Genomic DNA, 11,103 nt, shown 5'->3' with positions numbered 1-11,103 from the left:
CAGCACGGTGCCAGCGTAGTGGGTGGGTAGCGTGAGGTCCGTGACTGCAGCTTCGGGTATCGGGCTGGCGACGCTGGCCGCAGATGGATCGGTTCTCGACACCTGGTTCCCCGCACCGGAACTGGTCTCCTCGGGCGAGACCGGCACCACCCGGTTGTCGGTGGCGCAGGTGCCCGACGAACTGGCCGCGCTGGCCGGCCGCGACGAGGCGCGCGCCGTCGAGACCGTCGTGGTGCGCACGGTGATCGGCGCGCTCGACGACAAGGCCGTCGACGCTTACGACGCCTACCTGCGACTACACCTGCTCTCGCATCGTCTCGTCGCGCCGCACGGGCTCAACGCCGACGGGCTGTTCGGGGTGCTGACCAACGTGGTGTGGACCAGCCACGGACCCTGCGCCGTCGAGGGTTTCGAGACGGTCCGGGCGCGACTGCGCCGCCGCGCACCGGTCGCCGTCTACGGCATCGACAAGTTCCCGCGGATGGTCGACTATGTGGTGCCGAGCGGGGTTCGCATCGCCGACGCCGACCGGGTGCGGCTGGGTGCGCACCTGGCTTCCGGCACCACGGTGATGCACGAGGGCTTCGTCAACTTCAACGCCGGCACCCTGGGCGCTTCGATGGTAGAGGGCCGGATCTCGGCGGGCGTGGTGGTCGGCGACGGCTCCGACATCGGCGGCGGTGCATCGATCATGGGCACACTGTCCGGAGGTGGCACCGAAGTGATTTCGCTCGGCAAGCGCTGCCTGCTCGGCGCGAACTCCGGACTCGGCATTCCGCTGGGCGACGACTGCGTCGTCGAAGCCGGCCTCTACGTCACTGCCGGAACGAAAGTCGCTCTGCCCGAGGGTAAATCGGTGAAGGCGCGTGAACTAGCCGGCAGCAGCAACCTGCTGTTCCGGCGCAACTCGGTGACCGGCGCGGTTGAGGTGGTGTCGCGCGACGGCAGCGGGATCGCGCTGAATGAGGACCTGCACGCGAACTGATCAGACGAACACCTGCCGCGGCACCCGCAGTGGGGCGATCAGCGTCTTCTTACGTCCCAGCCGATCTCACCGGACAGGGGCCGGCGACGCGTCGTATCAGGATGACGGGCGGCGCGGCCGGAAGCGTGGCCATCCGACAGCCTCGGGCCACGGCTGCGACGGTAGGAGAAACGGGCGCCGCTGTCACACACACCACCGCGCGGTATCAGTTCTGGCTCAGCAACTGCTTCTTGAGCACCTTGCCCATCGCATTGCGCGGCAGCTCGTCCATGATTCTGACCTCGCGCGGTCGTTTGTGCACCGAAAGCTGTTGGGCCACATAATCAATCAGCTCCTGCGGCTCGGTATCGCCGACCACGAACGCGACGATGCGCTGGCCCAGGTCGTCATCGGGAAGTCCGACCACGGCCGCCTCGGCCACGCCCGGATGCCCAAGCAGCACAGTCTCGATCTCGCCGGCGCCGACCCGGTAGCCGCCGGACTTGATCAGGTCTACCGACTCGCGCCCGACGATGCGGTGCATCCCGCCAGCGTCGATGACCGCGGCGTCGCCGGTGCGGTACCAGCCGTCGGTGTCGAACGCCTCGGCGGTCGCCTCCGGCCGGTTCACGTAGCCGTTGAACAGCGTCGGACCCCGAACCTGCAGTCGCCCAATGGTTTCCCCGTCATGCGGTACCGGGTTTCCGTCGTCGTCGATCAGCCGGGACTCGATGCCGGCCAGCGGACGGCCGACCCAACCGGGCCGCCGTTCACCGTCGGCCCTTGTCGACAACGTGATCAGCGACTCGGTCGCCCCGTACCGTTCGACGGGTGCGTGCCCGGTCAGCCGGACCAACTGGTCGAACACCGGCACCGGCAGCCCGGCGCTGCCGGACACCAATAGCCGCGCCGAACGCAGCGCCTCGGCGGCCGCCGGGTCGGCGACCACCCGCGACCACACCGTCGGCACGCCGAAATACAACGTGCCGTTCGCGGCCGCGTAGGCCTCCGGAGTCGGCTTGCCGGTGTGCACAAAGCGATTCCCGACGCGCAGCGATCCGAGCAGGCCCAGCACCAGACCGTGTACGTGAAACAGCGGAAGCCCATGCACCAGGGTGTCGTCGGCGGTCCACTGCCACGCCTCGGCCAGTGCGTCCAGGTCCGCGGCAATCGCCGCGCCGCTGAGCTGCACCCCTTTGGGCGGACCGGTGGTGCCCGAGGTGTAGATGATCAACGCGGTGTCCTGCGGCGACGGCACCGGCTGGCGATGCCAGGACCGCGCCCCGATCCGCACCGGAATGTGCGGCAGACCTTCGGCTGCTTCATCGTCGCGGGGCGCCGCACCCAGCCATGCCTGTGCACCGGAATCGGTGAGGATGTGACGACGTTCGGCCTGGCCGACGTCGGCGGGCACTGGGACCACCGGCACCCCCGCGATCAGGCAGCCGGCGATGGCCAGTGCGGTCGGCGCGGTGGGCGTGGCCAGCACCGCGATCCGACCCGCACCCCGGATTCGCTCGGCCACCGAGTTGGCGGCGCCGACGAAGTCGCTGCGGCTGAGCGTGACGTGGTCGAGGTCGAACCGGACGGCGTCCTCGACATCACGGCCACCTGCGACAACGGAAGGATCCAGTGAGGTCAGCAGCACGTGAGCAGGCTACCCGGCGGATTCAGGCCGGCGAGTCAGTGGTCGGCACACGCGCCAAATCAGCACCGACCGGTGCGGTGCGGGGTGGCGGCGCAGACAGCGGTCCAGTCGCCGAATCAAATGTTGACATGAGTCATCCGTCGCCCCGAGTGCCGCCGTACCCACTTCGAGAACGCCAAACGCCGAGGCGCCACACGGGCTGGTGCCGTAGGACCTGTCAGCAGTGGACGTTGGACCCTACGTCTGGGACGTCGAGATCGCAACGCTGGCTACAACGTCGCGAATGCCCGACAGCGAGGTTGCCACGGCCAGTGCCGGAGAAGTCTTGCGAGCCCACGAACACCAGGAGGTCGATTGATGCCTACAAGCGCGCTGGACAGCAGCGTCATCGATGATGCGGTGACCTCGGCGTGTCGCGCCCCGTCGCTACACAACAGCCAGCCCTGGCAATGGGTTTACCGCGACGGCCAGCTTCGACTGTTCCTCGACTCGAGCCGAATCATGGATGCCGACCACTCGGCGCGGGAAGCGCTAATCGGCTGCGGCGCAGCGCTAGATCACCTACGGACAGCGATGGCTGCCGCCGGCTGGCAGGCTGTCATCGAACGATCTCCCGACTCGGACCGCCCACAGTATCTGGCGACGATCGACTTCGAACCAGTCAGCTTTGTCACCGCGCGAGACCGCCTGATGGCGGATGCCATCTGGACGCGTCGCACCGACCGATTGCCTTTCGGCGCACCGACCAACTGGCGTTCGATTTCCTCGATCTGGGTCAGCGGCGCCGGCCACCCATCGGTCCACGTCGAGACGGTACCCGATGGCATGGTTGCAAAACTGGAAGATGCAGCCCAGCTGGCGGAGTCGCTTCGGCTATACGACGGTGCCTATCACGCTGAACTAGACTGGTGGACGGCGCCATTCGAGAACACCGAGGGCATCCCGCACAGCTCCTTGGTCTCGGCTTCCGAAAGCGACCGAGTCGGCATCGAACGCGTTTTTCCCGTCATTAGCGGCACCGAGCGCCGTACCGAGATTACCGAAGATCACGCCGCGATCATGCTGTTGTCCACCGAAGGAGACAGTCGCGCTGACGCTTTGGCCGCCGGCGAGGCGCTGTCGGCGACGCTGCTGAGTTGCACCGTGGCCGGCCTTGCCACCTGCACGGTGACCCACCTCACCGAGTTACCCGCGACCCGCGAAGTGATCCGTTCGCTGATGAATCACGATGCCGTACCGCAGGTTTTGGTCAGAGTCGGTCTGGTGCCGGTTGCCGAACGCACTCCCAAGCCCACACCGCGACGGCCCCTTCCGCAGGTCCTGCGCACCAGGGCCTTCGACTGACTTAGCAGCATGCTCACTCACATTGGCAGCGTCGCGGACGACCACCTCCCCATCCACGAGGCGCGGCCAGCCAGTGCGAGTCATCGACGGGCACTATTGCCCTCCACCGGTAGACGTTGGGCCCTACGCGTGGGCCACCCGAATTGCGAGGCTGTGTGCATCGTCGCAGTAACCCTGAGGTGAGGTCGCCATGCAGAGCTTCGTAATCCGTCCGATGACGTGGCCGGTCCTGCGACTGTTCAGCCGCAATCCGCTGATTCGACTGAGCGACCGCATCGAAACCGCGGTGGTTGCCCTGGCCGTCTTGTTCGTTGTCGTCGCCGCGGCCGGCGCCGGGGTGATGGGAACGGTGATTCACGACAGGCAGGCTCAGAAGTATCGCGAACAGGCGCAAACGCGGCATACCGTGGTCGCCTGGGCTGTCGACGACAGCCAGCCGACGGTGTCGCCGGAGACGACCCCCTTCATGGTCCACGCTCGTTGGAAGGTCAACGGCGTCGATCACCTCGAACTGCTCGGCTGGAACAGGGCCACGAAGGCCGGTGATGCCCTCGAGATCTGGGTCGACAATTACGGCCGAGCCGTCACGGCTCCTCGGCCGATCGGGCGAGCCGTCGTCGATGCGGTGGCGGCGGCGTTCATTGGCTGGGTGATCGCGATTCTGGCCGCCGCGGAGGTGGTCGGCGCATTGTGCGCGCATCTAAGGCGAGTACGAGATGACCAGTGGAACAGAGATATTCGAAGCCTCGTCGACGGCGGCTTCACCAACCGCCAGTAGTGACCGCCGCCGGCGCCAGCGCCCGCAACCCGTGGATCCACGCAGGGAGATTCGAATGTCCACTCCGGAAACCAATCTGGGCATCGTGGTCGGTGTCGACGGCTCGCCCGCGGCCAAGTACGCGGTCGACTGGGCGGCGCGGGACGCCGCGATGCGCGATACCCGCCTCACGCTGGTACACGCCGTGCGCCCGATCGGGCTCACCCAGCCGCCACTGACCTCGGCGACGAGTTTCTCGCGCTGGCAGGTCGAGCATGGACAGCGGGTTCTCGACGAGGCCGTCCGACTCGCCGCCGACGCCGCTCCCGATGGCGAGCCCGAGCAGATCGAAACGGAGATGCTGTTCGCCCAGGCGGTCCCGACGCTGATCGACCTGTCCAAAGACGCCGATCTGGTTGTCGTCGGTTCCCGGGGACGCGGACCGATTGCCCGCAGCGTGTTGGGCTCGGTGAGCGCGAGCCTGATCCGCCACGCGCACTGCCCGGTGGCGATCATTCACGACGAGGACCCGCTGATGGCCGACCCCGCGCACGCACCGATCCTGGTCGGCATCGACGGCTCACCCGCGTCGGAGCCAGCGACCGCGATCGCGTTTCAGGAGGCCTCCTGGCGACATGTCGACCTGGTCGCCCTGCACGTGTGGAGCGACGTCGAAGTCAACGACTACCCCGCGATCGACTGGCCGGCGATGAAGCCGGCCGCCGAGGAAGTCCTGGCCGAACGACTGGCCGGTTGGCAAGAACGCTACCCCGACGTGACGGTGCGGCGGGTGGTCGAATGCGACCATCCCACATACCAACTCATCCGGCACTCGGAAATGACGCAGTTGGTGGTCGTCGGCAGCCACGGCAGAGGCGGATTCGCCGGCATGTTGTTGGGATCGGTGAGCAATTCGCTGGCTCATTCGGCACGGATGCCGGTGATCGTCGCGCGTCAACCCTGACCGCGCACAGCGGACGACCACACGAATCGACCTGGAGCGGCTGACCGGCATCCACGAGCGCCGTGTCTCGGTCGGAGAAGAAGACTCGTTGAGCCTCGCCACGTCGGCAGCGCGCGATTGCCTTGACAGGGCACACTGCGATCCAGCGACCATCGACGTCGTGATCAATTGCAGCATCACCAAACTCCGTGACGGCATGCATCAGTGGTTGGAGCCGTCGATGGCCAGCGCCGTCGCGCACGCCATCGGAGCGGACAACGCGATGACCTTCGATCTCTCCAATGCCTGCGCTGGAATGCTCAGCGGGGTAACCGTTCTCAACAACTGGATCCGGCAAGGCAGCATCCGCCGCGGGTTGGTGGTCAGCGGCGATCAGCCGCCGTCGTGAAATCGGACATTTGTCAACTACCCACGACAGCGAGATCGGCCGGACCGGCGACGAGTTCGAAGAAGCGCTCGACGTCGCCACGGCGGCATACCGCAGTACCCGGAGTCATCATCATGGCGGCCCCGGCGGCCACTCCGAAGCGCACCGAGGTGGCCAACGTCCAACCGCGCGTCAGCCCGACCGTGATGGCCGCCACCATCGCGTCACCGGCGCCAACTCCACTGTTGGAACGCACTTTGATCGCCGGGATACGTTGAGCCTGATCGGATGTCACCAGAAGCGCACCGCGGTCGCCGACCGACACCACGATGACCTGCGCATGTCCGCCGGCGATCAGTTCGCGGGCGGCCGCGACCTGCTCTGCCTCGGTTGCCAGTTCACCCCCGACGGATTCGCGTAACTCTCGAATGCTCGGCTTGATCAGGTAGACCCCGGATGTGATGTACCGCAGGGCCGGACCGGATGCGTCCAGGATCAGCTGGGCTCCCAGATCGCGGCAGACCCCGGCAATCCGCTGATAGAAGTCCTTGGGCACCCCGGGCGGCAGGCTGCCGCTGACCACCACGAATCGGGCGGAGGCCGCAGCGCGGCGAAGTTCATCGACGCACTGGGCCCGTTCGGCGAATGTCAAGTGTGGGCCCGGCAGCACAAACCGGTACTGCTGCCCGGTGACCGCCTCGCCGACGGCGAAGCTCTCCCGCGTCCGCCCGGCAATGTCGACGCGATGATACGGAACATGCTCTGCCGTAAGCAGATCGACCACCACCTGCCCCGTCGGTCCGCCGGCCGGGAACACCGCCGCGACCTTCGCCCCGAGTATGTGGGCGATCCGCGCAACGTTGATGCCGCCGCCACCCGGGTCATGCCGCGCGCCATGACAGCGGAGCTTTTCGGTGGGACGGACCTGGTGGACTCCGGTCGTGATGTCGAGGGCCGGATTCATCGTCAGCGTCACGATGGTGGGCCGGTCACCGTTGGAACTTGTGTCGCAGGTAATCACCTGATGCAACCCCGCCTACAGGCCCGTCGGATAGGTTTCGGGAGTCTCGCCCGCCACCCACTGGCTGGTCACTTCCAGCGGCTGAAGCGCCTGGGTGGTCTCGATGTGGATCATCGCGTCGAACTGATCGGCCGGCCGCACGTGAAAGTAGTGACTTTGCCGCTCGGTCGCCGGCAGATAGATGACGCCGATCGCTCGGCCCAGCCGGACCACATCCAACGCCTGGTCCGCGCCGGCGTCCGAGGAGATGAAGAACGCCGGGTTACCGGTCTGGTGGAACAACTCCTCGACGCTTCCCGCCAATGCGGGCCGGACAATCTTCCGTTCGGCCACGCCGCCCCATTCGGCGGCGGCGGTCACGGTGCCGGAGTAGGTGCTGAACCCGATCAACCGGGCTTGATCGCGGTAATGTTGCCGGGCCAGTTGGCCCAGGGTCAGCTGACCGTCGGCGGACACCTCGGTCGCTCGTGCGTCACCGACATGAGAGTTGTGCGCCCACACGACGATTCGTGCGGGCGATGGATCGTGGTGGCGGTCCAGATGCTCCAGCAACGCGTGCAGCGTCTGGGCCATGTGCTGGTCGCGCAGGTTCCAGGAGGTCACCCGCGCACCGAACATCGCCCGGTAATAGCGCTCGGCGTCCCGCACAACCTGAGCATTCTGCTCGGCGTAGAACAACTCGTCCTCGGCGAGTAATCCGTCACGACGCGCGTAGGCCAACGCGTTTCGCTGAATCTCGACCAATTGTTCGATGGCTTCCTTTTCGCACGACAAGCCGGCGCCGAAAGCGGCACGCATGCCGTAGGCCTGGCCGTCATCGGCGGAGGAGACGTGATCGAAGCACGAGTATCGGGATCGCGCGCGGGCCGCGGCCCGTGGGTCGATCGTCTCGAGGTAGCCCACCACCTCCTGCATCGATCGATGCAGGCTGTAGAGATCCAGTCCGTAGAAGCCGGTTTGACGGCGGCCTTGGTCTTCACAGCGCCGATTCTCGGTCCGCAACCAGTCGGCGAAATCGCGAACATCCGTGTTACGCCACATCCACGACGGGAATCTCTCGAAGCCGCGTAACGCCTGCTCGGCAGTGTAGTCGTCACCCATCCCGCGTACGTACCGATTGACCCGGTAAGCGTCGGGCCAATCCGCCTCGGCGGCCACCGCACAGAATCCCTTCTCCTGGATCAGCCACTTCGTTATCTCGGCGCGAGCTTGATAAAACTCGTGAGTGCCGTGCGAACTTTCACCGATAAGAACCACCCGTGCGTCACCGACCAACTCCGACAACACCTCTCGGGGCGGCACACCGCCGGGTGCATCGACGGCGAAGCGCCGAACGATGTCGGCGGCCGTCTCGGCGACCGGCGCGGCAGCGCGCGCGGTGGTCGGGGTGGCAAGCAGGGTCTGGACCTCCTGATCACTGACCTGATTGAAATCCCAGTACGCGGCGCCGACGGCGAAGAACGGAGTCGGCATCGATGCGCAAACCATATCGTCGACCAGGCCCGCGAATTCGCGACAAGTCGATTCCGGCGCCGATGGCACCGCGATCACGATGCGCGCCGGCTGCGCGTCCCGCAGCGCTTGCACCGCGGCGAACATACTTGCACCCGTGGCCAATCCGTCGTCGACGAGGATGACGGTCTTACCGGTCACGACGAGCGGCGGACGCCCATCGCGGTAGGCGGCCTCGCGCCTGGCCAGCTCGCGCCCCTCCCGCTCGGCGATATCGCGCAATTGTTGCGGCGTGATCTGCAGGCCCCGGACCACATCGTCGTTCAGCACGATGCGGCCGCCGCTGGCGAGCGCGCCGGCGGCGAATTCCTCGTGGCCCGGCACGCCGAGCTTGCGCACGATGAACGCGTCGAGCGGCGCATGGAGCGCGCCGGCGACCTCCCAGGCCACCGGTACCCCGCCGCGCGCCAGGCCCAGGACCACCACGTCTGGCTTGTCCCGGTACGCCTGCAGCAGACCGGCCAACACCCGGCCGGCCTCACGGCGGTTGCGGAACAACCGATCTGGCGTGTCCTTGCCCAGGACAATCGCTCTGCTCATCGAGGTCTCTTCTCATTCAGGTCGCGAGCAACGCTGAGCCGGGCACGCGTTGGGGGCGGGCGGTACCGCAGCCGGAATGGGGTGCCGCTGCGGTCCCGCCCCTCAAACTGGTCACTTGGTGGATGCGATCGGCACGTGCTTTTCGACCGGCTTGGAGTCGTTAATGGCGATCGAGACGGTCAGGATGCCCTTGTCGTAGCGGGCCTTGACGTCGTCTTCGTCGGCCCGGGGCGGCTGCGACAGGGGGCGGACGAACGACCCGTAGGAGAATTCGGAGCGACCGTTGAACTCTTTGTGCTCGCTGCGCTCGGCCTTGACCGTCAATTGGCCGTCGCGCAGCGTGATGTCGATGTCCTTGGCCGGGTCGACACCGGGGATCTCCGCCCGCACCTCATAGTGGCCGTCTTTGATTTCGTCCTCGAGACGCATCAACCGGGTGTCCAACGTCGGCCGGAGTCCGGTGAACGACGGGAACGCGGCGAATAGGTCGGAGATGTCGGGAAAGATCGAATGCTGGTGACGCTTGACTGGAAGGGTGCTCATCTCTGCTCTCCTGCTGGGTGATTTTCTGCTTTGGTAACAGGATTCGACCACTTAGCGCGAAGCCGCAGTAGGGACCGAAGTCCTATCATCACGGGGTCATTCGTCGGCGTCGGCCCGGCTTGTCCGCCCAAAAGGTGGCTTTCGGCCCTAGAGCGGCGCTGTCCGTTTTTGCGATCGTAGGAGTGGATCCGCCCGGGTTGCGGCCGCGACCGCGAACGACCGGGACCGGGCAGATCCCCTCGCCTCCAGGCCGCCCCCGGACCGATGATCGGCGCGCGGCTTTACGCACTGCCAGAGGCGCTGTTTTCCGTTGACTTGTGGAGGTTGAGCATGACGAATATCCCGTTGGCCCGCATCGCGGGCTTCACGGTGAAAGTCAACTGGAGCGTGCTGGTGATCCTGTGGCTGTTCACCTGGAGCCTGGCTTCGAGCCTGCCCCTCACCGCCCCGGGCTACTCGACCCGCGCCTACTGGCTGGCCGGTCTGTGCGGCGCCACGGTTCTGCTCGCCTCGCTGCTGGCTCACGAGCTGGCACACGCCATTGTGGCCCGCCGCGCCGGGGTGAAGGTCGTTGACGTGACGCTGTGGCTGCTGGGCGGTGTCACCCGGCTGGGCAGCGAGGCCACCACACCGCAGACCGCGTTCCGGATCGCCGTGGCCGGCCCGGCCACCAGTTTGCTGCTGGGAGCGTTATTCGGTTCTGCAGGTTGGGAATTGAGGGCACTCGGTGTGGCGCACATCGCGGTCGGGGTGGCGTGGTGGCTGGCAGGGATCAACGCGTTGCTGGGCATTTTCAATCTGCTGCCCGGCGCCCCGTTGGACGGCGGCCAAGTTCTGCGTGCGTGGCTCTGGCGCCGTCACGGCGATGCCACCCGAGCCGCGCTGAGTGCCGCGCGGGCCGGCCGCTACGTCGCGTTCGTGCTGATCGCGTTCGGGCTGTTCGAGTTTCTGGCCGGCGCCCTGGTCGCCGGCGTGTGGCTAGCCTTCATAGGCTGGTTCATCTTGTCGGCCGCCCATGTCGACCAGACGCAGGTGCTGACCCGCGACGCGCTGGCCGATGTGCGGGTCGCCGAGACGATGACGCCCGACCCGCACACCGCTCCCGCCTGGATCAACGTGCAGGATTTCATCGAGCGTTATCTGCTGGGCGACCGGCATTCGGCGTACCCGGTCAAGGATCACGACGGGTCGATCGTCGGACTGGTATCCCTGACTCAATTGCGTCGGGTGCCGCCCGACCAGCGCGTCACCACCACGGTGGGTGACATCGCGGTTTCACTCAACGACGTCAACATCGCAACGCCCGACGAGCCGGTCACCACCCTGCTTGAGCGGCTGGGATCGAATCACGCGCAGCGTGCCCTCGTCGTCGAAGCCGGCCGCCTCGTGGGCATCGTCACCGCAGCCGATCTGAGTCGCCTGATTGAGGTGCGTCGGCTGTCC

The 11,103-nt window shown here is 66.6% G+C and carries 9 protein-coding genes and 1 pseudogene; 6 read left to right on the top strand and 4 right to left on the bottom strand.

Going from position 1 to position 11,103, the window contains the following annotated elements:
- Positions 1 to 31 precede the first annotated feature (31 nt).
- Positions 32 to 985: a 2,3,4,5-tetrahydropyridine-2,6-dicarboxylate N-succinyltransferase gene (gene dapD, locus AC2VOU_RS00600; protein ID WP_486955604.1), complete on the top strand. Its 954-nt coding sequence runs from the start codon at positions 32 to 34 to the stop codon at positions 983 to 985.
- Positions 986 to 1,190: 205 nt separating this feature from the next.
- On the opposite strand, the gene AC2VOU_RS00595 is transcribed toward dapD, so the two are convergent.
- Positions 1,191 to 2,612: an acyl-CoA synthetase gene (locus tag AC2VOU_RS00595; protein WP_486955603.1), complete on the bottom strand. Its 1,422-nt coding sequence runs from the start codon at positions 2,610 to 2,612 to the stop codon at positions 1,191 to 1,193.
- A 357-nt stretch (positions 2,613 to 2,969) separates the two neighbouring features.
- Here AC2VOU_RS00595 and AC2VOU_RS00590 point away from each other — a divergent pair, with 357 nt between their 5' ends.
- From AC2VOU_RS00590 to AC2VOU_RS00575, 4 genes and pseudogenes are all read left to right on the top strand, one after another.
- Entirely contained in the window at positions 2,970 to 3,956 is a 987-nt protein-coding gene (locus AC2VOU_RS00590; protein ID WP_486955602.1) for an Acg family FMN-binding oxidoreductase, read from the top strand.
- 214 nt (positions 3,957 to 4,170) lie between these two features.
- The gene (locus AC2VOU_RS00585; protein WP_486940837.1) at positions 4,171 to 4,734 is read left to right on the top strand and encodes an Rv1733c family protein; all 564 of its coding nucleotides are present in this window, start codon (positions 4,171 to 4,173) and stop codon (positions 4,732 to 4,734) included.
- A 55-nt stretch (positions 4,735 to 4,789) separates the two neighbouring features.
- Positions 4,790 to 5,677 carry a universal stress protein gene (locus AC2VOU_RS00580; protein WP_486955601.1) on the top strand — a complete coding sequence of 296 codons (888 nt, stop codon included), beginning with the start codon at positions 4,790 to 4,792 and terminating at the stop codon, positions 5,675 to 5,677.
- Between the two features lie 10 nt (positions 5,678 to 5,687).
- Positions 5,688 to 6,050, top strand: a pseudogene (locus tag AC2VOU_RS00575) (3-oxoacyl-ACP synthase); the annotation flags it as partial.
- A 28-nt stretch (positions 6,051 to 6,078) separates the two neighbouring features.
- Here the strand turns inward: AC2VOU_RS00575 and AC2VOU_RS00570 are convergent.
- The 3 genes from AC2VOU_RS00570 to AC2VOU_RS00560 form a co-directional block, all read right to left on the bottom strand.
- Positions 6,079 to 7,062 carry a 1-phosphofructokinase family hexose kinase gene (locus AC2VOU_RS00570; protein ID WP_486955605.1) on the bottom strand — a complete coding sequence of 328 codons (984 nt, stop codon included), beginning with the start codon at positions 7,060 to 7,062 and terminating at the stop codon, positions 6,079 to 6,081.
- An 18-nt stretch (positions 7,063 to 7,080) separates the two neighbouring features.
- Positions 7,081 to 9,117: an erythromycin esterase family protein gene (locus tag AC2VOU_RS00565; RefSeq protein WP_486955600.1), complete on the bottom strand. Its 2,037-nt coding sequence runs from the start codon at positions 9,115 to 9,117 to the stop codon at positions 7,081 to 7,083.
- A gap of 111 nt (positions 9,118 to 9,228) precedes the next feature.
- Positions 9,229 to 9,660: an Hsp20/alpha crystallin family protein gene (locus tag AC2VOU_RS00560; protein ID WP_486955599.1), complete on the bottom strand. Its 432-nt coding sequence runs from the start codon at positions 9,658 to 9,660 to the stop codon at positions 9,229 to 9,231.
- Between the two features lie 330 nt (positions 9,661 to 9,990).
- Between AC2VOU_RS00560 and AC2VOU_RS00555 the strand changes: the two genes are divergently transcribed.
- Positions 9,991 to 11,103, top strand: a 1,113-nt coding sequence (locus AC2VOU_RS00555; protein WP_486955598.1) for a site-2 protease family protein, incomplete at its 3' end; no start/stop codon positions are given.

This window comes from Mycobacterium sp. TH-M25, assembly GCF_057473665.1.
This window is presented reverse-complemented; position numbering and strand designations above follow the sequence as displayed.